This is a genomic window from Actinokineospora sp., assembly GCF_052390155.1.
Lineage (GTDB): Bacteria > Actinomycetota > Actinomycetes > Mycobacteriales > Pseudonocardiaceae > Actinokineospora.
Window position 1 is genome coordinate 15,917 of sequence record NZ_JBQTHF010000107.1, and the last position, 26,291, is coordinate 42,207.

General features: G+C 70.4%; 24 protein-coding genes and 1 other RNA gene. 9 read left to right on the forward strand and 16 right to left on the reverse strand.

All coding sequences use genetic code 11. The features are described 5' to 3' along the window. Nucleotides 1-14: 14 nt before the first annotated feature. Nucleotides 15-575, reverse strand: a complete 561-nt coding sequence (locus ACT4N7_RS27270; protein ID WP_444831730.1) for an NADPH-dependent FMN reductase — start codon at nucleotides 573-575, stop codon at nucleotides 15-17. 132 nt (nucleotides 576-707) lie between these two features. On the opposite strand from ACT4N7_RS27270, the gene ACT4N7_RS27275 reads away from it, so the two are divergent. After that, nucleotides 708-1,790, forward strand: coding sequence for an alpha/beta hydrolase (locus tag ACT4N7_RS27275; protein ID WP_444831731.1), 1,083 nt, complete (start codon nucleotides 708-710; stop codon nucleotides 1,788-1,790). A gap of 12 nt (nucleotides 1,791-1,802) precedes the next feature. Here the strand turns inward: ACT4N7_RS27275 and ACT4N7_RS27280 are convergent, their stop codons facing one another. Further along, a complete protein-coding gene (locus ACT4N7_RS27280) occupies nucleotides 1,803-3,251 on the reverse strand; it encodes a catalase (protein WP_444831732.1) in 1,449 nt (482 codons plus the stop codon). A 216-nt stretch (nucleotides 3,252-3,467) separates the two neighbouring features. On the opposite strand from ACT4N7_RS27280, the gene ACT4N7_RS27285 reads away from it, so the two are divergent. Then, the gene (locus ACT4N7_RS27285) at nucleotides 3,468-4,679 is read left to right on the forward strand and encodes an MFS transporter (protein WP_444831733.1); all 1,212 of its coding nucleotides are present in this window, start codon (nucleotides 3,468-3,470) and stop codon (nucleotides 4,677-4,679) included. A gap of 123 nt (nucleotides 4,680-4,802) precedes the next feature. Continuing rightward, entirely contained in the window at nucleotides 4,803-5,294 is a 492-nt protein-coding gene (locus ACT4N7_RS27290; protein WP_444831734.1) for a hypothetical protein, read from the forward strand. Between the two features lie 51 nt (nucleotides 5,295-5,345). Here ACT4N7_RS27290 and ACT4N7_RS27295 read toward each other — a convergent pair whose 3' ends face one another. Next, on the reverse strand, nucleotides 5,346-6,407 hold the full coding sequence (locus tag ACT4N7_RS27295; protein ID WP_444831735.1) for an aspartate-semialdehyde dehydrogenase: 1,062 nt from the start codon (nucleotides 6,405-6,407) through the stop codon (nucleotides 5,346-5,348). Beyond that, entirely contained in the window at nucleotides 6,407-7,672 is a 1,266-nt protein-coding gene (locus tag ACT4N7_RS27300; RefSeq protein ID WP_444831736.1) for an aspartate kinase, read from the reverse strand. Before ACT4N7_RS27300 ends, ACT4N7_RS27295 begins: the two co-directional genes overlap by 1 nt. Before the next feature lie 196 nt (nucleotides 7,673-7,868). Here ACT4N7_RS27300 and ACT4N7_RS27305 point away from each other — a divergent pair, with 196 nt between their 5' ends. Together ACT4N7_RS27305 and ACT4N7_RS27310 are read left to right on the forward strand one after the other, a co-directional pair. Then, on the forward strand, nucleotides 7,869-9,080 hold the full coding sequence (locus ACT4N7_RS27305; protein ID WP_444831737.1) for a hypothetical protein: 1,212 nt from the start codon (nucleotides 7,869-7,871) through the stop codon (nucleotides 9,078-9,080). After that, nucleotides 9,070-9,633 carry a nitroreductase family protein gene (locus ACT4N7_RS27310; RefSeq protein WP_444831738.1) on the forward strand — a complete coding sequence of 188 codons (564 nt, stop codon included), beginning with the start codon at nucleotides 9,070-9,072 and terminating at the stop codon, nucleotides 9,631-9,633. The genes ACT4N7_RS27305 and ACT4N7_RS27310 overlap by 11 nt, the downstream gene beginning before the upstream one ends. A 4-nt stretch (nucleotides 9,634-9,637) precedes the next feature. Here the strand turns inward: ACT4N7_RS27310 and ACT4N7_RS27315 are convergent, their stop codons facing one another. Both ACT4N7_RS27315 and ACT4N7_RS27320 read right to left on the reverse strand, forming a co-directional pair. Next, nucleotides 9,638-9,967 (reverse strand): hypothetical protein, encoded by a 330-nt coding sequence (locus ACT4N7_RS27315; RefSeq protein ID WP_444831739.1) that lies wholly within the window; start codon nucleotides 9,965-9,967, stop codon nucleotides 9,638-9,640. A 46-nt stretch (nucleotides 9,968-10,013) separates the two neighbouring features. Continuing rightward, nucleotides 10,014-10,310 carry a hypothetical protein gene (locus ACT4N7_RS27320; protein WP_444831740.1) on the reverse strand — a complete coding sequence of 99 codons (297 nt, stop codon included), beginning with the start codon at nucleotides 10,308-10,310 and terminating at the stop codon, nucleotides 10,014-10,016. A 239-nt stretch (nucleotides 10,311-10,549) separates the two neighbouring features. On the opposite strand from ACT4N7_RS27320, the gene leuA reads away from it, so the two are divergent. Continuing rightward, nucleotides 10,550-12,340 carry a 2-isopropylmalate synthase gene (gene leuA / locus ACT4N7_RS27325; protein ID WP_444831741.1) on the forward strand — a complete coding sequence of 597 codons (1,791 nt, stop codon included), beginning with the start codon at nucleotides 10,550-10,552 and terminating at the stop codon, nucleotides 12,338-12,340. Nucleotides 12,341-12,395: 55 nt separating this feature from the next. Here the strand turns inward: leuA and ACT4N7_RS27330 are convergent, their stop codons facing one another. The 8 genes from ACT4N7_RS27330 to ACT4N7_RS27365 all read right to left on the reverse strand — a co-directional run bounded on the left by ACT4N7_RS27330 (nucleotide 12,396) and on the right by ACT4N7_RS27365 (nucleotide 20,266). Further along, nucleotides 12,396-13,418, reverse strand: coding sequence for an ABC transporter ATP-binding protein (locus tag ACT4N7_RS27330; protein ID WP_444831764.1), 1,023 nt, complete (start codon nucleotides 13,416-13,418; stop codon nucleotides 12,396-12,398). Between the two features lie 53 nt (nucleotides 13,419-13,471). After that, nucleotides 13,472-14,551: an ABC transporter ATP-binding protein gene (locus ACT4N7_RS27335; RefSeq protein WP_444831742.1), complete on the reverse strand. Its 1,080-nt coding sequence runs from the start codon at nucleotides 14,549-14,551 to the stop codon at nucleotides 13,472-13,474. Next, a complete protein-coding gene (locus ACT4N7_RS27340; protein ID WP_444831743.1) occupies nucleotides 14,548-15,561 on the reverse strand; it encodes an ABC transporter permease in 1,014 nt (337 codons plus the stop codon). The genes ACT4N7_RS27335 and ACT4N7_RS27340 overlap by 4 nt, the downstream gene beginning before the upstream one ends. Before the next feature lie 98 nt (nucleotides 15,562-15,659). Further along, on the reverse strand, nucleotides 15,660-17,426 hold the full coding sequence (locus ACT4N7_RS27345; RefSeq protein ID WP_444831744.1) for an ABC transporter substrate-binding protein: 1,767 nt from the start codon (nucleotides 17,424-17,426) through the stop codon (nucleotides 15,660-15,662). 55 nt (nucleotides 17,427-17,481) lie between these two features. Continuing rightward, nucleotides 17,482-18,486, reverse strand: coding sequence for an ABC transporter permease (locus tag ACT4N7_RS27350; protein WP_444831745.1), 1,005 nt, complete (start codon nucleotides 18,484-18,486; stop codon nucleotides 17,482-17,484). Between the two features lie 310 nt (nucleotides 18,487-18,796). Next, a complete protein-coding gene (locus ACT4N7_RS27355) occupies nucleotides 18,797-19,207 on the reverse strand; it encodes a uridine kinase family protein (RefSeq protein ID WP_444831746.1) in 411 nt (136 codons plus the stop codon). A gap of 137 nt (nucleotides 19,208-19,344) precedes the next feature. Continuing rightward, on the reverse strand, nucleotides 19,345-19,941 hold the full coding sequence (gene recR, locus ACT4N7_RS27360; RefSeq protein WP_444831747.1) for a recombination mediator RecR: 597 nt from the start codon (nucleotides 19,939-19,941) through the stop codon (nucleotides 19,345-19,347). A gap of 13 nt (nucleotides 19,942-19,954) precedes the next feature. Then, nucleotides 19,955-20,266, reverse strand: a complete 312-nt coding sequence (locus tag ACT4N7_RS27365; protein WP_444831765.1) for a YbaB/EbfC family nucleoid-associated protein — start codon at nucleotides 20,264-20,266, stop codon at nucleotides 19,955-19,957. Between the two features lie 268 nt (nucleotides 20,267-20,534). On the opposite strand from ACT4N7_RS27365, the gene ACT4N7_RS27370 reads away from it, so the two are divergent. Both ACT4N7_RS27370 and ACT4N7_RS27375 read left to right on the forward strand, forming a co-directional pair. Further along, the gene (locus ACT4N7_RS27370; RefSeq protein ID WP_444831748.1) at nucleotides 20,535-21,209 is read left to right on the forward strand and encodes an N-acetylmuramoyl-L-alanine amidase; all 675 of its coding nucleotides are present in this window, start codon (nucleotides 20,535-20,537) and stop codon (nucleotides 21,207-21,209) included. Between the two features lie 25 nt (nucleotides 21,210-21,234). Further along, nucleotides 21,235-22,122, forward strand: a complete 888-nt coding sequence (locus ACT4N7_RS27375; RefSeq protein WP_444831749.1) for a hypothetical protein — start codon at nucleotides 21,235-21,237, stop codon at nucleotides 22,120-22,122. A gap of 454 nt (nucleotides 22,123-22,576) precedes the next feature. On the opposite strand, the gene ACT4N7_RS27380 is transcribed toward ACT4N7_RS27375, so the two are convergent. Then, complete coding sequence (locus ACT4N7_RS27380) at nucleotides 22,577-24,934, reverse strand: DNA polymerase III subunit gamma and tau (protein ID WP_444831750.1); 2,358 nt, start codon at nucleotides 24,932-24,934, stop codon at nucleotides 22,577-22,579. Between the two features lie 87 nt (nucleotides 24,935-25,021). Between ACT4N7_RS27380 and ACT4N7_RS27385 the strand changes: the two genes are divergently transcribed. Further along, entirely contained in the window at nucleotides 25,022-26,032 is a 1,011-nt protein-coding gene (locus tag ACT4N7_RS27385) for an LLM class flavin-dependent oxidoreductase (RefSeq protein ID WP_444831751.1), read from the forward strand. A gap of 127 nt (nucleotides 26,033-26,159) precedes the next feature. On the opposite strand, the gene ffs is transcribed toward ACT4N7_RS27385, so the two are convergent. Beyond that, an RNA gene (ffs, locus tag ACT4N7_RS27390) (signal recognition particle sRNA small type) lies at nucleotides 26,160-26,256 on the reverse strand. Nucleotides 26,257-26,291: the final 35 nt, after the last annotated feature.

Genomic DNA, 26,291 nt, shown 5'->3' on the forward strand with positions numbered 1-26,291 from the left:
TCGCGCTCGCCCGTTCAGGATTTGCGGGCGAGCGCGAACTCGACCACCTGCAGGCCGATGGTGCGCAGGCTGGTGACCACCTGCGGGTCGCCGCAGCCGCCCGCGGCGTCGAAGACGACCTCGGCGGAGTTCACCGCGGCGCCCAGCGGCGTGGGCCAGCCGCGCAGGGCGTGCACGACCGAGCGCAGCGCGGTGAGTGTGGTGACCGACGCCTGCCAGCCCGCCGCCGTCGCCACGCAGCCGACCGCGCGGCCGTCGAGGTAGGGGCGCTCGTCCTCGCGCAGATCCTCGACGTAGTCCAGGGCGTTCTTGACCAGCCCGGACACGGTGCCGTGGTAGCCGGGCGAGACGAGCACCACACCGTCGGCGTCGCGCAATTCGTCCACAAGCCTGCGGGCGGCGTCGGAGCGCTCGGCCACGGCCGGGTCGTAGAAGGGGAGCACAAGGTCGACGCCGGAGAGCACGGTCGTCTTCGCGCCCGCCTCCCCGGCGCCTGCCAGGGCGATACGCAGGGCGCGCTCCGACTGCGAGTCCGCGCGCAGCGACCCGCCGATTCCCACCACGGTGACCGTCACCGGGCCATCTTCGCATCGCGCGGCAATGGCGGACGACCCCCATCGGGATGCGGTCCACCGGGCGGGAGAGGGGCATAGCCGATAGACCTACCAGCGAGTAACCTCGGGCTGGGGAGCACGCGAGGAGGCTGGATGTCGACGCTGATGAACCGGGTCCCGATCCGGGTCCAGGCCGCGACCGCACGACTGGTGTTCGCCCTGCCGAAGCCGCTGCGCAGGCTGATCGCGGGCAAGCCGGTGCGGATCGACGGCCAGGAACTCGCGCTCGACGCCCAGTTGCTGCTCGCGCTCGACAAGCTCGGCGGACACACGCTCGTCGGCGGCACGCCCGAACAGGCCAGGGCGAAGCTGGACCGGTCGCGGCACCTGGTCGGCGGCGAGCCGATCGAGCCGGTCAGCGTGCGCGGCCTGACCATCGACGGCGCCATCCCGGCCCGCCTCTACACCCCGGCGGACGTCGGCGACGACGCCCCGCTGCTGGTCTTCTACCACGGTGGCGGCTGGGTCGTCGGCACCATCGAGAGCCACGACGACACCTGCCGCTACCTGGCCAAACACGCCAAGGTGAAGGTGCTGTCGGTCGATTACCGGCTCGCGCCCGAGCATCCGTTCCCGGCCGGGGTCGAGGACGCCCTCGCCGCCTTCCGCTACGCCGTGGCCAACGCCGCGGACCTCGGCATCGATCCGGCCATGATCGCGGTCGGCGGCGACAGCGCGGGCGGCAACCTGGCCGCGGTGACCGCCTACCAGGCGACGCGCGCGGGCGGGCCGCGGCCCGCGTTCCAGTTGCTGTTCTACCCCAGCACCGACGCCACCGTGCGCACGCGCTCGCGGGAACTGTTCGCCGACGGGTTCTTCCTGACCGACGCCAACATCGTCTGGTTCACCGACCACTACTGCCCGGAGGTCGCGCAGCGGGCCGACCCGCGGTTCTCGGTGCTGCTCGCCGACGACCTGAGCGGCCTGCCGCCCGCCTACATCGCGACCGCCGGGTTCGACCCGCTGCGCGACGAGGGCGAGGCGTTCGCGCGCAGGCTGACCGAGGCGGGGGTGCCGGTCGCGTTGAGCAGGCACGCGGACCTGATCCACGGCTACGTCAACTTCCTCGCCATGGGCACCCGGTTCCGCGAGGCCATGGCGGAGGCGGCGGGCGCGCTGCGGGCCGGGTTGGCGCTGGTCGCGCCGAACCCGGCCGAGGCGTCGCGCACGGCGTGACCGCGCGACGATCTACTTGGTGAAGGCGCCCGCGACCTTGTCGCCGAGGGCCTTGTCCACGTTGCGCCAGTACTCGATCACGCGCTCCAGCACCGGCCTGCTCACGCCGTCGCCCGCGTGGCCGATGATGTTGCCCGCCAGCCGCTCGCGCTGGTCGTCGTCGAGGACGTCGCGGACCATCGTGCCGGGCTGGCCGAAGTCGTCGTCCTCGCTGTGCAGCTTGTACGCCGAGCGGATGACCTCGTCCTCGACGCCATAGGCCGACGCCGTCTCCGCCGCCAGCGCGGCGTCCGCGTGCGGGCCGCCGTAGGAGTTCGGCGCGTACACCGGGTCCGCGGGGTTGGTGTAGCGCATCGCGCCGTCCTTGGCGTAGCTGTTCACCTCGGACTTGGCGGCGTTGACCGGCAACTGGGCGTAGTTCGGGCCGATCCGGTAGCGGTGCGCGTCCGGGTAGGCGAACAGGCGGCCCTGGAGCATCTTGTCCGGCGACGGGCCGATGCCCGCGACCAGGTTCGACGGCTCGAACGCGGCCTGCTCGATCTGGGCGAAGTAGTTCTCCGGGTTGCGGTCCAGGACGTACCGGCCGACCTTGATCAGCGGATAGTCGCACTTCGGCCAGACCTTGGTCAGGTCGAACGGGTTGAACCGGTAGTCGGCGGCGTCCTCGTACGGCATGACCTGCACGTGCAGCGTCCAGCTCGGGTGGTTGCCCGCGGCGATCTCGGTGTGCAGGTCACGGATGTAGAGGTCGCCGTCCTCGCCCGCGATGCGGTCCGCGTCGGCCTGGGTGAGGTAGCCGATGCCCTGGTCGGTCTTGAAGTGGTACTTGACCCAGAACTTCTCGCCGCCCGCGTTCTCCCACAGGTAGGTGTGCGAGCCGTAGCCGTTCATCTCCCGCCAGTTCGACGGGATGCCGCGGTCGCCCATCAGCCACGTGACCTGGTGCGCGGACTCCGGCCGCAGGGTCCAGAAGTCCCACTGCATGTCGTGGTCGCGCAGGTGGTTGTCGGCGCGGCGCTTCTGCGAGCGGATGAAGTCGGGGAACTTGATCGGGTCGCGGATGAAGAACACCGGCGTGTTGTTGCCGACGAGGTCGTAGTTGCCCTGCGAGGTGTAGAACTTCACCGCGAAACCGCGCGGGTCGCGCCAGGTGTCCGGCGAGCCGCTCTCGCCCGCTACCGACGAGAACCGGATCAGGCTCTCGGTGCGGGTGCCCGGCTGGAACACCGCGGCCTTGGTGAACTGGCTGACGTCCTCGGTGACTTCCAGGAAGCCGAACGCGCCACCGCCCTTGGCGTGCACGACCCGCTCGGGCACGCGCTCGCGGTTGAACTGGGCGTTCTTCTCGATGAGGTAGTGATCCTGGAGCAGGATCGGGCCGTTCGAGCCGAGCGTCAGCGAGTCGTTGTCGCTGCCGACCGGGATGCCCACGTTGTTCGTCGTGGGCCGTGAGGTGGTCACTTCGCCGGTCCCTCCTTGTTGTTGTGGTTCGCACAGTCGGGCACTAACCCCCCAAGACCACCACGTTTTCTGGAGCGAATCAAGAAAAGGCCGGGGTGAATCCCCCGAAGGGGGAGAACCCGCCTCCAGGTGGGTCCGGCACGGCAAGGCGGGGCGGCGGTCGGGTCCAGGAGAAATTGGGTTGCCACAACCGGGCGGGTCCGGTGCTATCGAGGCATGCAGCAGTACCGCCGGTTGCTCGGCCTCCCCGGCGTGCGGACGCTGATGATCTTGATGTTCTTCGCCCGGATCCCCGTCTCGGCCGCGGGCATGACCCTCACGCTGCACGTCGCGGTGGGGATGGACCGCGGCTACGGCCAGGCGGGCCTGGTCGGCGCGGCCTCGACCGTCGGCATCGCGATCGGCGCGCCGATCATGGGGCGCGTCGTCGACCGCTACGGCCTGCGCCCGATGCTGGTCGCGGTGACGATCGGCGAGACGGCGTTCTGGCTCGCCGCGCGGCACATGTCCTACCCGGTGCTGCTGGTGGCGGCGTTCGCGGGCGGACTGGTCATCGTGCCCGCCATGTCCATCGGTCGCCAGGCGATTGCCGCGCTGGTACCCGAGAACCTGCGACGCTCGGCGTACTCGCTGGACTCGGTGTCGGTCGAACTGAGCTTCATGGTCGGCCCGGCCGCCGCGGTGCTGCTCGCGACCCAGGTGTCCACCGGCACCGCGACAACCGCCATGGCGGGCGCGGTGTTCCTCGTCGGCGTCACGCTGATCGTGGTCAACCCGCGGATTCGCGCCGACCACGAGATCACCGAGCCGGGCGCCGGGCGGGTGCCGCGGCGCACCTGGCTCACCCCGCAACTGGTGGGCGTGCTGGCCATCGGCGCGGGCGCGGTCTTCGTGCTGTCGGGCACCGAGGTGGCATTGGTGGCCGCCCTGCGCGGCTCGGGACAGCTCGACTGGACTGGCGTCGTGGTGATGGCCATGTGCGTCGCGTCGGCGGTCGGCGGGTTGGTGCACGGCGCGGTCAAGCGGTCCTTGCCGCAGGTCGTGCTGATGGCCCTGCTGGGGCTGCTGGCCATCCCGGTCGGCCTTGCGGGCGAGCACTGGTGGCTGCTCGCGCTGGCGCTGATCCCGACGAACCTGCTGTGCGCGCCGACCCTCGCCTCGACCGGCGAGCAGGTCAGCAACCTGGCGCCGCCTGCCCAGCGCGGCGAGGCGACGGGGCTGCAGAGCTCCGCGTTCACCCTCGGCACGGCGGTCGGATCCCCGCTGGTCGGGTTCGTGGTCGACCACTCGACCCCCGCGTGGGGCTTCGCCGTCGCGGGCCTGGGCGGCGTGCTGGTCGCCTGCGTGGCGATGGTGCTCATCGCCCGGGGCAACCGCCGCGCGACACCCGACGCCGCCGCACGAAAAGGTGAACCTGCGCTCTCATAGCGACCGGACTCCGGTACCTGTGCTTACGATCGGCTGGCCCGGGCAGGCGAACGACACGGCGTCGAAATAGCTACTGGTGACATTTCGGATTGAATTCTGCACCGAACCCAGGGAGTGGACCCGATGTTCAGGAGATTGGCTGTCTGTCTTTCCTTTGCCACCGTTCTCGCCTGCGTCGCCGCGCCCGCGGCATCCGCCGAGACCCGCGCCGAACCGAAGTCGGTCTGCGCCGCGCTCACCGTGGAACTGCAGGCCCAGCTCGACTCGATCAAGGCCGAGGTCGGCGCGGAACTTCCCAACGGGGAGACCGTCGCCGACGTCCAGGTCAACCTCAAGTCGCTGACGGTGTCACTGGAAGCCCACGGGTGCGTACCCGCGGTGCCACCGGCTGCGGGCACGGAGATCACCACGTGCCTGGAGCTGACCGCGAAGCTGCACGCGCACGTGCACGCCTCGGTGGCGCTGCAGGTGAGTGCGTCGCCGGACTACATCAAGATCGGCGCCGAGGTCGACGGGGCGATCGAGGTCGTCGGCTCGCTCATCGCCGACAAGTGCCTGCCCGAGTCCGAGTCCACAGAGGAGCCCGAGCCCGCCGAGGAGCCCGCACCGGCCTGATTTCCGACGTACCGAAGCCCTCGCCCGCAAGGCGAGGGCTTCGGTGTGCGTTCAGTGCCGAGCGGCGATCGATTCCGCGATCTCGTAGGTATTCAGCGCGGCACCCTTGCGCAGATTGTCCCCGCACACGAAGAAGTCCAGAGCGTTCGGGAAATCCAGCGCCTGGCGGACTCGACCGACATAGGTCGGGTCGCCGCCGACGACGTCGGCCGGGGTCGGGAACTGGCCCTTCTCCGGGTCGTCCACGAGCACCAGCGACGGCTGCGCGGCGAAGATCTCGTGCGCCTGGGCCACGGTCACCGGCTCGGCGAAGGTCGCGTGCACCGCGATCGAGTGCGTGGTGACCACCGGCACCCGCACGCAGGTCGCCGACACCTTCAGGTCCGCGATGCCGAGGATCTTGCGGGACTCGGCGCGGACCTTGATCTCCTCGCTGGCCCAGCCATCGGCCTTGAGCGAGCCTGCCCACGGCACGACGTTGAACGCCAGCGGCGCGGGGAACGGCGAGTCGTCCTGGGACAGCCCGGCCGCGGCCAGCGCCTCGCGGACGTCGCCGGCGCGCGAGCCGACCTGCTTGCCCGCGACGGCGGCGGCCTCGGCGTAGAGCCGGTCGATGCCGTCCTGGCCCGCGCCGGAGGCCGCCTGGTAGGAGGCCACGACCAGCTCGCGCAGCCCGAACGCGTGGTGCAGCGCGCCGAGCGCGGCCATCATCGACAGCGTCGTGCAGTTGGGGTTGGCGATGATGCCGCGCGGGCACGCGGCGATCTGGTCCCGGTTGACCTCCGGCACGACCAGCGGCACGTCGTCGTCCATTCGGAACGCGCCCGAGTTGTCCACCGCGATCGCGCCGCGCTCGGCGGCGATCGGCGCCCACCGCGCGGACACCTCGTCCGGCACGTCGAACATGGCCACGTCGACACCGTCGAAGACCTCCGGGGTGAGCGCGAGCACGGTCAACTCCACGCCCCGCACGGTGATCTTCTTGCCCGCCGAGCGCGGTGACGCGATCAGCCGGACTTCGCCCCAGGGCCAGTGCTCTCGGCCGTTGAGGATGTCGATCATCACGGTGCCGACCGCGCCCGTGGCGCCCACCAGGGCCAATGTGGGTCCCATCAGCGACCACTCCCCCCGTACACGATTGCCTCCTCGCCGCCGCCGAGGTCGAACGCGGCGTGGAGCGCGCGCACGGCCTCGTCGAGCTGGGTGTCGCGGATCAACACCGAGATGCGGATCTCCGAGGTGTTGATGATCTCGATGTTGACCCCGGCCTTGGCCAGCGCCTCGCAGAAGGTCGCGGTGACGCCGGGGTGCGAGCGCATGCCCGCGCCGACCAGCGAGACCTTGCCGATGTGGTCGTCGTAGAGCACCGCGGTGAAACCCTGCTCGACGCGGATCTTCTCCAGCGCGGCGACCGCGGTCGGGCCGTTGCTCTTGGACAGGGTGAAGGTGATGTCGGTCTTGCCCGACACCGTGCTGGACACGTTCTGCAGCACCATGTCGATGTCGATCTCGCTGTCGGCCACCGCACGGAAGATCCGGGCGGCCACCCCCGCCTGGTCGGGCACCCCGGTGACGGTGACCTTCGCCTCGGACCGGTCGTGCGCGACGCCGGTGATCATCGCCTGTTCCACGGGCAAATCCTCCATCGATCCGGTCACCAGGGTGCCGGGCTTGTTGCTGAACGAAGAGCGGACGTGGATCGGGACGTCGTAGCGGCGGGCGTACTCGACGCAGCGCAGCATGAGCACCTTGGCGCCGCCCGCCGCCATCTCCAGCATCTCCTCGTAGGTGACCTGGTCGAGGCGCTTGGCGTCGGGCACGATCCGCGGGTCGGCGGTGTAGATGCCGTCCACGTCGGTGTAGATCTCGCAGACGTCGGCGTTGAGCGCCGCCGCCAGCGCGACCGCGGTGGTGTCGGAGCCGCCGCGGCCCAGCGTGGTGATGTCCTTGGTGTCCTGGCTGACGCCCTGGAAGCCCGCGACGAGCACGATGTAGCCCTCGTCGAGCGCGGTCTGCACCCGGCTCGGCGTGACGTCGATGATCCGGGCCTTGCCGTGCGCCGAAGTGGTGATGACGCCCGCCTGGGAGCCGGAGAACGACCGCGCCTCGGCGCCGAGCGCGGCGATGGCCATCGCCACCAGCGAGTTCGAGATCCGCTCGCCCGCGGTGAGCAGCATGTCCATCTCGCGCCCCGGCGGCACCGGGTTTACCTGCATCGCGAGGTCGAGCAGCTCGTCGGTGGTGTCGCCCATCGCGGAGCAGACGACCACGACGTCGTTGCCCGCCTTGCGCGTCGCGACGATCCGCTCGGCGACCCGTTTGATCCGTTCGGCGTTCTCCAGCGAGGAACCGCCGTACTTTTGGACGACGAGCGCCACTGCGTGCACCTTCCTCAAGCACTGTGAGGACTTCAGCACGTCCGGGAGCCCGGGACGGCCGCCGTCCCCTGTCCCGGTGAGCCTACCTGCGGCGCCGTCAGCCGCCCTGCGCTGTGGTGGCCGCCACGGCCGCACCCCGCTGTGGCCGCCGGACTAGGCTGAGACCCCCAACGGCCGCAGATGGGAAGGGATCGGGGTGTCTGCGACGGACGTGGCGAGAGCCGACGCCGAGGCCGCGCCGGACGGCGACGCGCCGCAGGCGCCCGGTGCCGGGCGTCGGTGGACCAGACGCCGGGTGCTGCGGCTGATCGCGCCCGCGATGATCTTCCTGGGCATCCGCGAGGTCGGCCTGCTCGTGCTGGGCTGGATGGCCGCCCGCAACGACATGTCGCCGACCGACGCGCTGCGCTCGTGGGACGGCCAGTGGTTCCTGGCGATCGCGGGCAACGGCTACGCGGGCGTGCCCGACGGCCTGGTCGACGCGTTCGGCAAGCGCGGCGCGGAGACGCCGCTGGCGTTCTTCCCCGGCTACCCGACCGTCGTCGGCTGGCTCAGCGACCTCGGGTTCCGGCTGGTGCCCTCCGCGCTCGCGATCACCATCGCCTTCGGCGTGGTCTGCGCGTACGGCCTGACCCGGCTCGGCGAGCTGGTGCGCGGCGGGTCGCGGCGCGCCGGGCTGGTGCTGGTGGCGCTGTTCGCGGCCTCGCCGATGGCGATCGTGCTGTCGATGGCGTACTCGGAGTCGATGTTCTGCGCGTTCGCGGTGTGGGCGCTGGTGTTCGTGCTGGAGCGCAACTGGGTCGCCGCGGGCCTGTGCTGCGCGGCCGCGGGTCTGGTCCGGCCGACCGCGGCGGCGCTGATCCTGGCGGTCGGGCTGGCCGCGGTGATCGCCGTGCTGCACCGCCGCGACGGCTGGCGGCCCTGGGTCGGCGGCGTGCTGGCCCCGGTCGGCCTGCTCGGCTACCTGGCGTGGGTCGCCACCCGGACCGGCGAGTGGGACGGCTGGTTCGCGCTGCAGCGGCGCGGGTGGGACTCCGAGTTCGACGGCGGCGCGGCCACCGTCAAGTTCAGCCTGGACGTGCTGGGCAACGCGCGGTCGGTGCTGGAGGTGGCCACCGTCGGGCTGATCATCGTCGCGCTGGTGCTGCTGGCCATCGGCATCCGGCGCCGGCTGGAGTGGCCGCTGCTGGTGTACGCGGCGGGCGTGCTGGCCATGGATCTGGGCTCCAACGGGCTGATGAACTCGAAGGTCCGGCTGATGGTGCCCGCGGTCACCCTGCTGGTGCCCATCGCCATCGCGCTGGCCAAGCGCCGGACGGCGACGATGGTGCTCACGCTGAGCGCGTTCGCGATCGTGGGCTCGTGGTTCGGCGCGTACTCGATCACGTCGTGGGGCTATGCGATCTGAGCCGCACCCGCTGATCACGGGCCGCTGGAGCCCGCGGGCCCTCGACCCGGCGGGCGAGGTGCCCGCGGCGGCGCTGCGCCGGATGCTGGAGGCGGCGCGGTGGGCGCCGTCGTACGGCAACACCCAGCCCGCGCGGTACCTGGTGGGGCCGCGCGGAACGCCGACGTTCGCGCGGATCCTGGCGCTGCTCAACCGGGGCAACCAGGCGTGGGCGGGCAACGCGGGCGCGCTGCTGGTGGCCTGCGCGGCCACCGTCAACGCCAAGGGCGAGGTGCCCTACGCCGAGTACGGGGTGGGCCTGGCCACGGAGAACCTGGTGCTGCAAGCCGTGGCGGAAGGCTTGGTGGCCCACCAGATGGCCGGGTTCGACGCGCCGGGTGTCACGCGGGAGTTCGCCTTGCCCGAGTCGGTGCGGCCGCTGGCCGCGATCGCCGTCGGGGTGCTCGGATCGCCGGATCTGCTGCCCGCGGACCGGCGTGCCCGCGAGACCGCGCCCCGGAGTCGGCTGCCGCTGGCGGAGATCGCGTTCACCGACTGGGGCACGCCGTTCTGAGCGGTCAGCCCAGCCTGCGGATGAGGCGGGCGGCGACCGAGGACACCGCCAGCCAGAACACGGCGGCGAGGCCGTAGTTGATGAGCACGCCGAGCTTGGCGTCGTCCGGGGTGAACAGGTTCTTGAACGCCAGCGACAACGGCTCGGCCATGGCGCGCACGAAGCTGGTGATCCCGTTGTCGGGATTGGCGTTGCCCATCACCAGGATCACGTGCACGACCAGCAGCAGCGCGATGAGCAGACCCGCCCACCGCACCACACCGGCCAGGACTCCCACGATTCCCGCGCGCCGCTCGGCCGCGCCGCGGGAGTCCTGGTCGGTGTGTTCAGCCATGCGGGAAGTCTGACAGGTGCGTACGCATCCGGCTACGCGCTGAGACTCAGCGCAAGATCCGAGCGATGAGCCCGGCCACGACGAGCCAGAACACGGCGGCGAGGCCGTAGTTGAGGATCACCGCGAGGTTGTAGTTGGCGAGCTGGAACAGCCCGGGGAAGAACAGCGCGAGCGGCTCGGCCAGCGAGGAGACGAACCGGAAGAACGCGTTCGCGGCGTTGGCCCCGAGCACGATGAGCAGAATGTAGACGACCTCGATGAGCGCGAAGAGCGCACCGATGCCCGTGACGATCCTGGCCGCGGTGCCGCGGCCGCTGCTGGCGTGCCATCTATGCGTAGACATGCTTGGAAAGTGCCCCCGACCACGGGATGTGTAACTACTCCGATCGGCGCAGTCCATGATGTGGACGCGGGTTTCCACATTCCCGTCCGGCCTCCGCTAGGGTGGCCGCGTGGCACACGCTCTCCTGCTTCGCTGCCGCGACGGGGCCTGACCAGGCCGGCTCCCCGTCGCGGAGTCAGGCATTGCCGCCGGTCGCCGTTGTCCCCCAGCAACCGCACCGCAGCAGGAGTCCTCCCGTCATGAGCACGCCAGACGCCGTCCCGTCCGCGAGCAGCCGCATTCGCACCCCCGCCCGGCTCGCCCCCGCCGAGCAGCCCACCTGGAACACCCAGCGCGGCAGCGCGATGCCGTTCCACCGGTACCAGCCGTTTCACGCGCTGGTCGAGCCGATCGACGTACCCGACCGCACCTGGCCGACCACCCGGATCACCACGGCGCCGCTGTGGTGCGCGGTCGACCTGCGCGACGGCAACCAGGCGCTGATCGATCCGATGTCGCCCGCCCGCAAGCGGCGCATGTTCGACCTGCTGGTCCGCATGGGCTACAAGGAGATCGAGGTCGGTTTCCCGGCGGCGAGCCAGACCGACTTCGACTTCGTGCGCGAGATCGTCACCGAGGGCGCGATCCCCGACGACGTGCGCATCCAGGTGCTCACCCAGGCCAGGCCGGAGCTGATCGAGCGCACCTTCGAGTCGGTGGAGGGGGCGCACAGCGCGATCGTCCACCTCTACAACTCCACCTCGATCCTGCAGCGGCGCGTGGTGTTCCGGCAGGACCGCGCAGGCATCAAGAAGATCGCCACCGACGGGGCGGAGATCGTGCTGGCCTTCGCCGAGAAGTACGCCGACACCGACTTCCGGTTCGAGTACTCCCCCGAGTCCTACACCGGCACGGAGCTGTCCTACGCCGCCGAGGTGTGCAACGCGGTGGGCGCGATCTGGCAGCCGACGCCCGCGCGGCCGATGATCATCAACCTGCCCGCCACCGTCGAGATGGCCACCCCCAACGTCTACGCCGACTCGATCGAGTGGATGAGCCGCAACCTCGACAACCGCGACGCCGTGGTGTTGAGCCTGCACCCGCACAACGACCGGGGCACCGCGGTGGCCGCGGCCGAGCTGGGCTACCAGGCGGGCGCCGACCGCATCGAGGGCTGCCTGTTCGGCAACGGCGAGCGCACCGGCAACGTCGACCTGGTCACGCTGGGGATGAACCTGTTCAGCCAGGGCATCGACCCGCAGATCGACTTCTCCGACATCGACGAGATCCGCCGCACGGTCGAGTACTGCAACCAGTTGCCGGTCGCCGAGCGCCACCCGTGGGGCGGCGACCTGGTGTTCACCGCGTTCTCCGGCAGCCACCAGGACGCGATCAACAAGGGCTTCGACGCGCTGGCCGCCGACGCGGCCGCCGCGGGGGTCCCGGTGAACGAGTACCCGTGGGCGGTGCCGTACCTGCCGATCGACCCGAAGGACGTCGGCCGCTCGTACGAGGCGGTCATCCGGGTCAACTCGCAGTCCGGCAAGGGCGGCGTGGCGTATGTGATGAAGACCGAGCACCAGCTCAAGCTGCCGCGCAGGCTGCAGATCGAGTTCTCCCAGGTCGTGCAGGCCGTGACGGACAGCGAGGGCGGCGAGGTCAGCCCCAAGGAGATGTGGGACATCTTCGCGGGCGAGTACCTGGATCGGGTGACCCCGCTCCGCCTGCGCCGCAACCGCATCTCCGACGACGGCGAGGGCCGCGACGAGATCGAGGCCGTCGTCTGCGTGGAGGGCGACGAGCACGAGGTGTCCGGCACGGGCAACGGCCCGATCGCGGCCTTCGTGGACGCGCTGGCCAGCGTCGGCTACGACGTGCGGGTGCTGGACTACTCCGAACACGCCCTCACCTCCGGCGACGACGCGCGGGCGGCGGCGTACGTCGAGTGCGCGGTGGGCGGCACGGTGCTGTGGGGGGTGGCCATCGACAGCTCGATCGTCACCGCGTCCCTGCGCGCTGTCGTGTCCGCGGTGAACCGGGCCCACAGGTAGCGAGACCCGGCCGGGCACCAACACGCGCCCGGCCGAGTCCTTGCCTCTTGCGGGCTCAGACGTCCGCGGTGATGCCGGTCGGGTCGATGGTGATCTTGTCGGTGTTCTCCGGGAAGTGGCACGCGGTCAGGTGTCCTGGCGCGAGCGAGGCCAGCGGCGGCTCCTCGACCTTGCACACCTCCTGCGCCTTCCAGCACCGCGTGTGGAACCGGCACCCCGACGGCGGGTTGATCGGGCTGGGCACGTCGCCCTGCAGGCGGATGCGTTCGCGCTTCGCGCGGCGATTGGTGTCCGGGATCGGGACCGCGGACAGCAGCGCGACCGTGTACGGGTGCATCGGCCGCTCGTAGAGCGAGGTGCGGTCGGCGATCTCCATGATCTTGCCGAGGTACATCACCGCGACCCGGTCGGACACGTGCCGCACGACGGACAGGTCGTGGGCGATCATCACGTAGGTCAGGTCGAACTCGTTCTGCAGGTCCTCCAGCAGGTTGACGACCTGGGCCTGGATGGACACGTCCAGCGCGGACACCGGCTCGTCGGCGACGATCAGCTTCGGCTTGAGGGCCAGTGTGCGGGCGATGCCGATGCGCTGGCGCTGGCCGCCGGAGAACTCGTGCGGGTAGCGGTTGTAGTGCTCGGGGTTGAGGCCCACCAACTCCAGCAGATCCTGCACCGTGCGTTTGACGCCGTGTTCGGTCTGCACGTTCTGCAGCCGGAACGGCGCGCCGACGATCGTGCCGACGGTGTGCCGCGGGTTCAGCGACGAGTACGGGTCCTGGAAGATCATCTGGACTTCGCGGCGGAGCGGGCGCATCTCGCTCATCGAGATGTGCGTGATGTCCTTGCCCTCAAGGACGATCTTGCCGCCGGTCGGCTCCAGCAGTCGGGTGAGCAGCCTGCCGGTGGTGGTCTTGCCGCAGCCGGACTCGCCGACCAGCGACAGGGTCTCGCCGCGGTTGACCGAGAAGGTCAGGCCGTCGACCGCCTGCACCGCGCCGACCTGGCGCTGGAGCAGGCCCCGGCGGATCGGGAAGTGCTTCTGCAGGCCCTCGACGGCGAGCAGTTCCTCGCCGATCTTCTTGGGCTGCGCCGCCGCGTCGGTCTGCGTCGTGGTCACGTCGTCCTCATTCACAGCTTCGGCCTGATCTCGGTGTCCCAGATGCGCAGCCGGTCCTCGGCGGAGAGGTGGCAGGCGATGTGGTGGCCGCCGCCGACGTCGCGGAACTCCGGGCGCTCGGTCGTGCTCAGGCCGTTGGTCAACCCGGCGTAGGCGCAGCGCGGGTTGAACGGGCAGCCGTCCGGCACGTTGATCAGGCTCGGCGGCGTGCCCTTGATCGGCAGCAGCCGCTCGGTGCGCTCGCGGTCCAGGCGGGGCATCGAGCCGAGCAGGCCCCAGGTGTAGGGGTGTTGCGGGGTGTTGAAGATGTCCGCCGCGGTGCTGTACTCCACGGCCCTGCCCGCGTACATCACCATGATGTCGTCGGCCAGTTCGGCGACCACACCGAGGTCGTGCGTGATGATGATCACCGCGGAGTTGAACTCCTGCTGCAGGTCCCGGATCAGGTCGAGGATCTGCGCCTGCACGGTGACGTCGAGCGCGGTGGTCGGCTCGTCCGCGATCAGCAGTTCCGGGTCGCAGGACAGCGCCATCGCGATCATCGCGCGCTGCCGCATGCCGCCGGAGAACTGGTGCGGATAATCGTCCACTCTGGACTTCGGGTTCGGGATGCCGACCCGGTCGAGCATTTCGATCGCGTGCTTGCGGGCCACCTGCTTGGTGACCTTGTTGTGCACCCGGTACGCCTCGACGATCTGGTTGCCCACCGTGTAGTACGGGTGCATCGCCGAGAGCGGGTCCTGGAAGATCATCGCCATCCGCTTGCCGCGCAGCAGGCGGACCTTCTCCTTGTGCATGCCGACGAGGTTCTGGCCGTCGAGCAGGATCTCGCCCGAGATCCGCGCTGCGCCCTCCTTGTGCAGCCCCATGATCGACAGGCTGGTCACGCTCTTGCCCGAGCCGGACTCGCCGACGATGCCGAGGGTCTTGCCGCGCTCCAGGCGCAACGACAGGTCGTCCACCGACTTGACGATGCCGTCGTCGGTCGGGAAGTGCACCCGCAGCTCGCGCACCTCAAGGAACGCGTCGCCGGAGGGCACCGGCCGGATTTCGGCGGCGCCGTCGAGGCTGTCTTCGGAAATCTGGCTCACTTGGTGCGCACCCTCGGGTCGACGACGGCGTACAGGAGGTCGACGACCAGGTTGGCGATCACGATGAAGAACGCCGCCAGAATGGTCACCCCCATGACCTTGGGCAGGTCGTAGTTGGTGATGCCCTCGATGGCGTACTGCCCCAGGCCCTTGAGCGAGAACGCGGTCTCGGTCAGCACGGCGCCGCCGAGCAGCAGGCCGACGTCGAGACCGAAGATCGTGATGATCGGGGTGAGCGCGCCGCGCAGGCCGTGTTTGACCACGACCGTGCGTTCCGGCAGGCCCTTCGCCCGAGCCGTGCGGATGAAGTCCTCGTTCATCGTCTCCAGCATCCCGGCTCTGGTCAGTCGCGCGTATTGCGCGGAGAACAGGAATGCGAGCGTGATCCAGGGCAACAACAGGTTGTAGGCCCATTCCCCCGGATTCTCGGCGAACGGGACATAGGCCCCGCCGGGCGCTGTCCAGCCCAGTTGATAACTGAAGATCGTCAGCGAGATCAGGCCGGTGAAGAAGATCGGCAGGGACACCCCGGCCAGCGCGACGCCCATGGCGGCCCGGTCGAAGATGGTTCCCTTGCGCAGCGCGGAAAGCGTGCCGATGGCCACGCCGGCGACCAGCCACAGCGCGGCCGCGCCGACCGCGAGGGACAGCGTCACCGGGGCGCGGTCGAGCAGGTCGGGCCAGACCGGCTGCCTGCTGCGGAACGAATAGCCCAGACACGGCGCCGGACACTCCTCGACGCCCGTGCCGTAGTCGTACTCGGCACCCGCGAAGATGCCCTTGACCCACTCGCCGTACTGCACGACCACCGGGTCGTAGAACCCGAGCTTCTCCGCGGTCGCCTTGACGGTCTCCTCGGTGGCGGCCCGGCCCACGTACCGGGTCGCCAGGGTCTCCGGTGTCGCCCCGACGAGCTTGGGCATGACGAAGAAGATCGAGAACGTCACCGCGCTCACGATGAAGAGCAGCACGACCGCGGCGAGCAGCCGCCGGATGATGTAAGTGATCACAGTGGCCGGCACCGACGGCAGGCCCGGGAGATCGTCCCGGGCCTGCCGTCTGCTGCCTTCACCTGCCTAACGTGGAGTTACAGCGGACGGGAACCGAACTACGCGACACCCAGCGACAGGTAGTCGTACATGCCGAACGCGTCGGAGACGAACACGTTCGTCAGGCCCTTGCCGCGCAGGAGCAGGCTCTTGGCGTGGACACCCGGGAGGATGACCGCCTCCTCCATGACGCGCTTGTCGATCGCGCCCCACAGCTTCTCGCGCTTGGCCGTGTCGGTCTCCGAGATCGCGTCGTCGAGCATCTTGTCGACCTCGGGGATGCGCACTGAGGTGTTCGACGAGCCACCGGTCTCCCGGATGACCCGGCTGTCGACGATCTGCGACAGGAAGCCGAAGCCGTCGTTCCAGTCGGCACCCCAACCGTTGGTCGAGAGGCCGATTCCGTTGGCCACGACGTACGGCGGGTTGCCCGCGAACTGCGAGAAGTAGTCACCGGCGGGGAACGCCTTGAGGGTCAGCTTGATGCCGACGCGCGCCAGCGACTGCTGCAGCGACTCGGCGGTGGCCTTCTCCTTGGGCCGCTCGGCGCGGTAGGCGATGTTGGTCTCGAAGCCGTCCGGCTTGCCGCACTTGGTCAGTGCTTCCTTGGCCTTGGCCACATCGCCCTTGTTGTCCGCGCCCGCCGGGTACAGGTCGAACTTCTCCTGGCCGGGGATCTGCGACGGCATCAGCGTGGTGGCGATGTCGCCGCCGGAGAACGTGCCGCCGTACGCGGTCTGGTAGCCGGTGCGGTCCGCGGCGAACTCGATGGCCTTGCGGCACTCGATGTTGTCCAGCGGGGCCACGGTCGGGTTGATCGAGGTGTACCAGAGGCGCGCGAGCGTCGGGTTGTCCGCCGACGCCTTGAGGTTCGGGTCGCCCAGCACCCGGCTCAGCGACGCGGGCTGCACGCCCGTGCCGGAGATGTCGATCTGCAGGTCACCGGAGATCAGCCGGTTGTCGATGTCGTCGGCGTTGACGTTCATCGTGACCTCGAAGCCGTCCGGCAGCGCCTTGCGGTTCGGGTCGGTCTTGGCGTCCCACTGGTCGTTGCGGACCAGGGTGAAGCTCTTGTCGATGTCGTTCTTGCCGAACTTGTACGGACCGGTCGAGATGATCTTCTCGCGATACTTCGCGCCGGTGTCCTTGGCCTCGGGCACCGGGACGGTCTGCGGAAGCTGCGCCATGTAGTCGAAACCACCGAACGCCTGCTTCAGCTTGAACACGATCGTCCGGTCGTCCGGGGTCTGGATCGCCGAGTTGGTGTCCATGTCCTTGGTCTTGTACGGACCCTTGTAGCCCTCGGGCAGGTCGAGGAAGCCCTCGAAGTACGCAGGCCCGTTGGGGAAGGTCTCCTTGTCCGTGGACCGCAGCACCGCGTGCTTGACGTCCTTGGACGTGACGGGTGTGCCGTCCTCGTACTTGACGCCCTCGCGGAGCTTGTAGGTCCAGGTCTTGCCGCCGTCGGTGGGCACGCCCAGGCTTTCGGCCAGGTCGGGGACCAACTCGTTGCTGGCGGTACCCGGCGCGGGCTTGAACATCACCAGCGAACGGCCGTACAGGCGAAGGAAGTTCCACGAGTAGCCGTAGTACGTCTCGCCCGGGTCCAGGGAGTCCCACGTGCCCGCGTTGGCGACCTTGATGACGCCGCCCTTCTTCTCGGAAGGGTTGAAGGTGGTGGTCAGGGCCGCGTTGAAGGCGGGCGTGTTGGTGCCCCCGCCGCCACCATTGCCGCCACCGTCGGAACTGCTACCGCCACAGGCGGAAAGCCCCATGGCGACAGCCGCGCCCGCGGCGACCGCGGTAACCAAGCGCTTGCTGTTCATCTTGGAAGTTGCACCCCTTCTTTCCAGAAGCAATCGGGACACTGGCACAAATCACCTAGCGAGCGCGCGGGTCGAGCGCGTCGCGCAGGCCGTCGCCGAACAGGTTGAACGCCAGCACGGTGACGAAGATCGCCAGGCCGGGCCAGAGCATGAAGTGCGGCAACGTGTAGAAGCGCGACGCCTCCGAGAGCATCCCGCCCCAGGTGGCGGTCGGCGCGTTGATGCCGACGCCGAGGAAGGACAGCGCGGACTCGAAGAGGATGTTGGTCGGGATCAGCAGCGTGGCGTACACCAGGATCGGCGCGACCAGGTTCGGCAGCAGCTCGCGAAACAGGATGTACGGGCCGCGCGCGCCGAGGCTGCGGGCCGCGTCGACGAACTCGCGTTCCCGCAGGGACAGCGTCTGGCCGCGGACGATCCGGCCGATGTATGGCCAGTTGAAGAAGCCGATGATGAAGATCAGCATCGCGATGCGCAGCATCTCGGAGGACATCCCGAACGCGGTGTCCGGCATGACGCCGACCAGCGCCATCGCGAAGATCAGCAGCGGGAACGCGAGGAAGACGTCCATCGCGCGGCTGATCAGGGTGTCGACCCAGCCGCCGAAGAAGCCCGCGATGATGCCCATCACGGTGCCGATGGTCACGGACAGCAGTGTCGCGAGGAAGGCGATGAGCAGCGAGATCCAGGAGCCCGCGAAGATCCGGGCGAGGATGTCGCGGCCGTTGACCGGCTCGATGCCGAGCGGGTGGTCGGCGCTCATGCCACCGAAGGTGCCCTTCGGCGCGAGGGTGCCGCCCTCGGTGTCGATGAGGTCCTGGTGGAAGTCGTTGGGGCCGACCGCGTCGAAGAACCGGTCGAGCACGAGCGCGGCGATCGCGGCCAGCACAAGCAGCGCGATCACGATGGCGCCCGCCATGGCGACCTTGTCGCGCTTGAGCCGCAGCCACGCGATCTGGCCGAGCGAGCGGCCCTGGATGGCCTTCTTGCTCATGCCTTGGAGACTGGCCTCCGGCGACGCCTCGGCGGCGGAACCGGTGACCTCAAGCGGAGCCGTCATGCCGCGAACCGCCCGAGACCGGGCGTCTGCGCGACGAGTCGGGGCAGGCCGTGCTGGGCCGCCTGCCGACTAAGTCGCGCGGATCGCTGGTAAGCCATCACGCACTCCTCGGGTCCGCCGTCGAAACTGTCCGGGATCTCACCGTTGGTCGCCGACCATAGCCGCTCCGATGTACATCCCTTAACTACGAGAGGTCACGATCCGGCCAACTGGCATACACAGAATCACCCGTGCGCGATCGCTTGACCACGACGCGTGAGAGTTGCCGGTCAAATGTCCGCTCACCGAACACACAGCGTGCGACGACCGGTCAGGAAACCAGGGTTACGGACGCACGGTCACGGGTGCCGTCGACGGCGAACCAGCCTGTCTCGAACGCCTGCCACCGCACCAGCTCGGCCCGGCACGCCTCGCCGTCGCGGGCCACCGCGCGCGCCAGCCGGACGGCGGGCTCCGGCAGTTCGACCCAGGCCAGGGCGGACAACAGCGGCTCGATCGACCGCCTGCCTGCGGAGACGCCTTCGAGGACGAGCACGTCCGGCACCTCGACGGTGATCCACTCGCCGAGCCGGGGCGTCCCGTCGGACCACGCCACGGCCTGGTAGCGGCCCGGGCGTCCAGCGGCCAGCGGCGTCAGCACGCCGTCGACGAGCCTCGGCCACCAGGCGACGGGGTCGGTCCAGGTGGCGAAGTGGTCGGTCGGCACCAGCGCAGTCGTCACCGCTTGTGACCGGAGGTGGGTCAGCAACGCGGCCGCGTGCGTGGATTTCCCTGCTCCCGATGGACCATCGATGGCCACCAGTCGGACGTTTCCCAGGCGCGGCGGGGCCGCGAGCAGCCGCTCGGCGAGCGCCGCCGTCACACTGCGCGACGGCCGGACAGGGCCCGACTCAAGGTCAGCTCGTCGGCGAACTCCAGGTCGCCGCCCATCGGCAGGCCGGACGCCAACCGGGTCACGGTGAGGCCCGGGAAGTCGCGCAGCATCCGCGCCAGATAGGTGGCGGTCGCCTCGCCCTCGGTGTTCGGGTCGGTCGCGAGGATGATCTCGGTGATCTCCTGCGAGCCGATGCGGGTCAGCAACTGGCGGATGCGCAACTGCTCGGGCCCGATGCCGGACAACGGGTCGAGCGCGCCGCCCAACACGTGGAAGCGGCCCTTGAACTCGCGGGTCCGCTCGATCGCGAGCACGTCCTTTGGCTCCTCGACCACGCAGACCACCGACGGATCGCGGCGCAGGTCGCGGCAGATGCGGCAGGTGGCCTCCGCAGAGACGTTGCCGCAGATGTCGCAGAACACGACACCCTCCTTGACCTTCTGCAGGGCCTCCTGCAGCCGGGTCACGTCGGTGGGCTCGGCGCCGAGCAGGTGGAAGGCGATCCGCTGGGCGCTCTTGGGCCCGACCCCGGGCAGCCGCCCGAGCTCGTCGATCAGGTCCTGGACCGGGCCCTCGTACAAGTGTCCGTCCCGCTCACATGCCGGGCAGGCCGAGCCCGCCGCCCAGTCCGCCCGCGAGCGGCCCCATCTTGTCCTCGGCCAGCTTCTGCGCGTTGGTCCCCGCGTCGCGGACCGCGGCGACCACCAGGTCGGCCAGCGTCTCAACGTCGTCGGGGTCGACCACCTTGGGGTCGATCACCAGGGACTTCAGCTCGCCCGCGCCGGAGACCGTCGCCGTGACCAGGCCGCCGCCCGCCGTGCCGGAGACCTCGGCCTCGGCCAGTTCCTGCTGCGCGCTCAGCAGTTGCTCCTGCATCTTCTGCGCCTGCGCCAGGATCGCCTGCATGTCGGGTGCGCCGCCACCGGGAAACACCGCGGCCCCTCTCGTCGGAGATGATCGACATCGACGGTCTGTGCCGGTGTCGCCACCAGCTTAGAGGTCATGGGTCTGTGGCAGGGTGAGCGCCGTGCTGAGACGACGCGCGCGGGCCATGGCGGCTGCCGCGGCCCTGGCTGCGGTGGTGTCCTCCTGCGGCGGACCGCGGGTCGAACCGGGTTCCGGGCCCGCGGTGACACCGGTCGCGCCTTCCGGGGCCGCGGTTTCTGTGCCGTCTGTGCCGTCGTCGGCCGCCGTGGTGCCCGCCGGGAAGGTCGTCGTGCTCGACCCCGGCCACAACGGCGGCAACGCGACCAACGCGGCGCTGATCAACCGGCCGGTGCCCGCGGGGCGGGGTCGCACCAAACCGTGCAACACCACCGGCACCGCGACCGCCGCGGGCTACCCCGAGCACGCGTTCGCCTGGGACCTGGCCCAGCGCGTGCGCGACCTGCTGGCCGCGCGCGGCGTCAGAGTCGTGCTCACCCGGCAGGACAACAAGAGCGTCGGCCCCTGCGTCGACCGGCGCGCGTCGATCGGGAACGAGTCGGCCGCGGCGGCGGTCGTGTCCCTGCACGCCGACGGGTCGGCCTCGGCGGGCGCGCACGGCTTCCACATCGCCTACTCGGCGCCCGCGCTGAACGCCGCCCAGGGCGAACCCGCGCTGCGGCTGGCCCGGACGGTGCGCGACAAGATGGTGGCTGCCGGCTTCGCCACGTCGACCTACATCGGTTCGCGGGGCTTGTCCGCGCGCGACGACCTCGCCGGACTCAACCTGTCGCAGCGCCCCGCGGTGCTCGTCGAGTGCGGCAACATGCGCAACGCCGACGATGCCGCCGCGCTGTCCAGCGCGGCGGGCAGGCAGCGGTACGCGGCCGCGATCACCGACGGGGTCCTCGGCTTCCTCGGCTGACCGGCGTTGTGACAGGGTGGTGATCATGTCGGGGATTCGGGTGCTCGATGTCGACGAGCGCGGGCGGTTGCTCACCGGACTGGTCGAGGACGACCAGGTCCGGTTGATCGAGATCGATGCCAAGGGCGCGCACCGCGACCTCTGCGTGGCGACCGGCCTGACGGCCGCGAACTACCTGCCCGGCGAACGGAAAGTCGTTGTGCAGCACGGCGATCCCGCGCGGCTGTCGCTGCTGCGCGTCGGCGCGAAGCTCACCCCGCTGCTCGGCTCCCCCGACCACGCCACCGAACTGCTCGGCGTCCTGCCCGGCCGCGTCGTGTACCGGGCCAACCGGCGGCACCGGCTGCTCTACACGGTGGTCATCCGCAACGTCCTCGTCGGTGAGGAGCAGGCGGTGTACGACCGCGGGGGTGCGGTCGTGGCGGCCGCGGTCAGCCCCAACAGCCGCTACATCGCGATCCGACTGCCACGCAAACTGGTGCTGGTCGACACGATGCCGGTCACCGAGGACGACCATGTCCGGCTGATCTCGCCGGAACCCGCCGACTCCGGCCGACACGCCCTGCGCTGGCTCCCCGACTCGACCCGCCTGATCGCCACCGAACACACCGCCGACGGCACCCGAATCGTCCGCTTCACCGTCGGCGACGAAAGCTGGCACCCGGTCGTGGCCCCCCTCCCCGCCACCGCGACCGGCCTCGCGGCCCCCGACGGCCGCCGGATCGCGGCGGCCGACGGTGCTCAGATTTCGTTCTACCAGACCGAGAACGGCCGCTTCCTGCGTGCGGCTGAGCTGCCCGCACCGGTGACGGACTTCCTCTGGGCGCCGGACTCCCGCTCGGTCGCCGCGAACACGGCATCGGGCCCGGCCGTGGTAGCCGCCGACACCGGCGAAGTCCGCCCGATCTCCTGACCGAGTTGTCCACAACCCGCGAAACCATCCACAGGATTTCACACCCCCTGGCGCCATCCTTCCCCACCGATAGCCTGACAAAGGGTGATCACGGCGAGCTGATCAGGGCTGGAGGTGGATAGGACTGGAGGTGGTCAGGACTGGGTGATCACGGCTGGGGCGATCAGGCCCGGTGGTCAAGGCTGGGCGATCAAGGCCGGACGCGATCAAGGCCGCGTGGTCGACGCCAGGGGTGGTCACGCCAGGGGTGGTCACGGCTGGGGTGGTCACGGCCAGGCCGGGCCGTGCGCGCGCACGGTGCTCGACGCGGCGCTGCTGCAGGTGGTCAAGGCCAGGTGGTCAAGGCCAGGTGGTCGAAGCAGCATGATCGAAGCCAAGTGGCGGTCAGGATCGCGTGAGTGAGGCTGGGCGATCATGGCCGGGTGGTCAGGGCTGGCGATCAAGGCCGGGGTGGTCAACTTTCCAGGGGGCGGGCGCCCAGTTTGTCGGCCAGCAGTTTGAGCATGGCCTCCTCCGGGTCCTGGTGGGACGCGGCGGAGCCCGGCTCGGGCTTGCGGGCGGCCTGGGCGAGGAGTTCCTCCTCGTCCTCCGGCTCCGGGGGCAGGTCGGGCTCCGGCGGCTCGGGCGGCACGTCGTCGGCTGGGGGGCGGTTGTTCGTCACCCGGCGCGGGGGCTCGTAGGTGCGCGGCGGTTCTGCGGGGCGGGTGGGGGTGGGGGCGGGGCGGGGGGACGTGGGGGCCGCGCCCATACCGGGCTCGGCGTGTACGCAGCGCACCTGCCAGTGGCCACCTAGCACCATGGTGAGCGCCTGGGCGATCGCCTCGACGTTGCGGGGCTCGGCCAGCCGACGAGCCAACGGCGCGGCTGTGTGCGAGACGACAACCACGTCGCCGTCGACGGATTGGACAGTGGCGTTGGTGAGCATGGCCTCCGTGCTGCGGCTGATCTTGCGCACCGCACCGAGCAGCTCCGACCACACCCGGCGCACGCCGGTGGCGTCCATCGCGCCCGGCGCCGACGCGGCGGGTGCGGCTGCCGCCTGCTGCTCGGCCGCGGGCTCCGCGGGGCGGGTCGGCGTGGGCCAGTCGTCGGCGGGTGGGGTGAGGTCGGTGGCGCGCTGGGACGGCCGGGTGATCGCCGGGCCGGACTCGCCCGCTGTGGCCGGACGGCCAGATGCCGAAGTTCGCGACGGCCGGTCGGCAGGCGACTCACCTGGTGCGGAAGTCGGCGAGGTCGAGTCACCCGGTACGCGGGACGAGTCGTGGGCAGTGCGCGACGCGGTCGAGTCGTCGGGTGCGCGGGTCGAGTCGTGGGCAGCGCGGGCTGAACCGGTCGAATCGCCCGGCGCGTGGGTCGGATCGTGGGCCGCGCGGGTGGGCGAGATCGAGTCGTCGGGTGCGCGGGAGTCGTGGGCAGCGCGGGACGCAGTCAAGTCGCCCGGTGCGCGGGCCGAGTCGTGGGCAGCGCGCGACGCGGTCGAATCGCCCAGTGCGCGGGTCGACTCGCGAGCTGCTCTGGTTGAGTCGTGCGCGGTGCGGGATGCAGTCGAGTCGCCCGGTCGGGATGAGTCGCGGGCGGCGGCGGGCGGCTGGGCCGATTCGCGAGCGCGGGTCGAGGCTTCCGCCGGGGTGCCGGGGGCCAGCGCGATCCGCCGTTCCATCGCCTCCAACCGTTGCAGCACAGCGGAATCCGCCGCCGCGTCGGTCGGGACCGCGCCGGGGAGCAGCATCCGGGCGCAGAGCAGTTCCAGCAGCAGCCGGGGCGCGGTGGCGCCGCGCATGTCGACCAGGCCGGTGTGCACGATCTCGGCGTACCGGGTCAGTGTGGCCGCGCCCAGCCGCTCCGCCTGGCCGACCATCCGGTCGAGTTCGTCGCCAGGGGCGCTGACCAGGCCGCGGCTGCCCGCGTCGGGCACGGCGCGCAGGAGTACCAGGTCGCGCAGCCGGTCGAGCAGGTCGGACGCGAACCGGCGCGGGTCGTGACCCGCCTCCACCAGCCGGTCGACGGTGCCGTAGACGGCGGACGCGTCGCCCGCGCCGAGGCCGTCGACCATGTCGTCGATCAGGGCGACATCGGTGACGCCGAGCAGGGACATCGCGCGCTCGTAGGTCACGCCTTCCGAACCTGCGCCCGCGAGCAACTGGTCGAGCACGGACTGGGTGTCCCTGGCCGAACCGCCGCCCGCGCGAATGACCAGCGGGAACACCGCGGGTGCCACCGTCGCGCCCTCGGCGGCGCAATTGCGCTCCAGCAGTTCGCGCATCGCGCCCGGCGGGATCAGCCGGAACGGGTAGTGGTGGGTGCGCGAGCGGATGGTGGGCAGCACCTTCTCCGGCTCGGTGGTGGCGAAGATGAAGACCAGGTGCTCCGGCGGCTCTTCCACGATCTTGAGCAGGGCGTTGAACCCCTGCGTGGTGACCATGTGCGCCTCGTCCACGATGAAGACGCGGTAGCGGGACTGGGCGGGCGCGTAGAACGCGCGGTCGCGCAGCTCGCGGGCGTCGTCCACGCCGCCGTGGCTGGCGGCGTCGAGCTCCACCACGTCGATGGTCCCCGGCCCGTTCGGCGCGAGGCCGACGCAGGAGTCGCAGACGCCGCAGGGCTCGTCGGTGGGGCCCTGTACGCAGTTGAGCGAGCGGGCCAGGATGCGGGCACTGGAGGTCTTGCCGCAGCCGCGCGGACCGGAGAACAGGTACGCGTGGTTCACCCGCCCCGCGGACAGGGCGGTGCGCAGCGGAACGGTGACGTGTTCCTGGCCGACGACCTCGGCGAAGGTCGCCGGGCGGTACTTGCGGTAAAGGGCGAGCGCCACGCTGCGACCCTACCGGTCGGCGCCGACGGCAGGCGGCCCGCACCGGCCGGGGGAATCCCACCGGGGAGGCGGGCGTTGTGCACAGACGTGTCCGCCTTCGCGATTCCGTTCTCGGTCCTCGACCTCGCCCCCGTGGCCAGCGGTTCCACCGAGACCGCCGCCCTGCGCAACAGCCTTGATCTCGCCCAGGTCACCGAAGGGTTGGGGTATCACCGGTATTGGGTGGCCGAGCACCACAACATGCCCGGCATCGCCAGCTCGGCCCCGGCCGTGCTGCTCGCGCACATCGCGATGGTCACCTCGACGCTGCGCGTCGGCTCGGGTGGTGTGATGCTGCCGAATCACGCGCCGCTGGTGGTGGCCGAGCAGTTCGGCATGCTGGAGGCGCTGCACCCGGGCCGGGTCGACCTCGGCATCGGCCGCGCCCCCGGCACCGACCAGGTGACCGCCCGCGCGCTGCGCCGCTCGGCTGGCCCGCTGTCCGCCGACGACTTCCCGGAGCAGCTCACCGAGCTGGCCAACTACTTCACCGGACGCGACTCGCGCGGGGTGACCGCCGTGCCCGCGTTGGGCAACCAGCCCGCGATCTGGCTGCTCGGGTCGAGCGGCTACAGCGCGCAGGTGGCCGGGCACCTCGGCCTACCGTTCGCCTTCGCGCACCACTTCAGCGCGGAGAACACCCTGCCCGCGCTCGCGCTCTACCGCGAGCGGTTCCGCCCGTCGGGGGTGCTGGCGGAACCGTACGCGATGATCGCGGCGTCAGTGCTGTGCGCCGACGACGACGAGACCGCGCGGGCGCTGTCCCAACCGGCGGCGCTGCAGTTTCTCCAGCTCCGCAAGGGAAAGCCGGGCCGGATGCCGAGTCCCGCGGAGACGGCGGCGTACCCGTACACCGACCTGGACCGGTTGTTCATCGACGAACGCCTGGATGCGCAGGTCATCGGCGGCCCCGAGACCGTGCGCGCCGGCCTGACCAACCTGATCGACGCGACGGGCGTCCAAGAGTTGATGATCACCACGAATGTGTACGACCACGCCGACCGCACCCGCAGCTACCACCAGGTAGCCGAAATAGTGACCTTGAAGGCCACAACCTAGTGTCGACGGCGCGAAACGCCGAGCCACGCTGAAACGCGAGAGAACGCACCGTGGGGGCCTGGGGCTCGGCCCCAGAGACAATGACAGGCGACAAGGTCTGCGCATTCCGCAGACATACGTCGCCTGAGCCTGGCGGACCCCGTGCACCTGCCAGAGCCCGCTTATCCTTGCTGCCTTCCGGCCCTGGGGAGGTTCGCGAGGTGAACACCGCACGGGGTCCGTGGACAAGTGTAGCGAGAACTGTCGATCGGTGACGGCG

Bases quoted from the DNA above. Each gene is read 5' to 3' on its own strand.
- ACT4N7_RS27275 (WP_444831731.1), top strand. From the start codon at position 708: ATGTCGACGCTGATGAACCGGGTCCCGATCCGGGTCCAGGCCGCGACC.
- ACT4N7_RS27285 (WP_444831733.1), top strand. From the start codon at position 3,468: ATGCAGCAGTACCGCCGGTTGCTCGGCCTCCCCGGCGTGCGGACGCTG.
- ACT4N7_RS27290 (WP_444831734.1), top strand. From the start codon at position 4,803: ATGTTCAGGAGATTGGCTGTCTGTCTTTCCTTTGCCACCGTTCTCGCC.
- ACT4N7_RS27295 (WP_444831735.1), bottom strand. From the start codon at position 6,407: ATGGGACCCACATTGGCCCTGGTGGGCGCCACGGGCGCGGTCGGCACC.
- ACT4N7_RS27310 (WP_444831738.1), top strand. From the start codon at position 9,070: ATGCGATCTGAGCCGCACCCGCTGATCACGGGCCGCTGGAGCCCGCGG.
- ACT4N7_RS27315 (WP_444831739.1), bottom strand. From the start codon at position 9,967: ATGGCTGAACACACCGACCAGGACTCCCGCGGCGCGGCCGAGCGGCGC.
- ACT4N7_RS27320 (WP_444831740.1), bottom strand. From the start codon at position 10,310: ATGTCTACGCATAGATGGCACGCCAGCAGCGGCCGCGGCACCGCGGCC.
- leuA (WP_444831741.1), top strand. From the start codon at position 10,550: ATGAGCACGCCAGACGCCGTCCCGTCCGCGAGCAGCCGCATTCGCACC.
- ACT4N7_RS27345 (WP_444831744.1), bottom strand. From the start codon at position 17,426: ATGAACAGCAAGCGCTTGGTTACCGCGGTCGCCGCGGGCGCGGCTGTC.
- ACT4N7_RS27350 (WP_444831745.1), bottom strand. From the start codon at position 18,486: ATGACGGCTCCGCTTGAGGTCACCGGTTCCGCCGCCGAGGCGTCGCCG.
- ACT4N7_RS27365 (WP_444831765.1), bottom strand. From the start codon at position 20,266: ATGCAGGCGATCCTGGCGCAGGCGCAGAAGATGCAGGAGCAACTGCTG.
- ACT4N7_RS27375 (WP_444831749.1), top strand. From the start codon at position 21,235: ATGTCGGGGATTCGGGTGCTCGATGTCGACGAGCGCGGGCGGTTGCTC.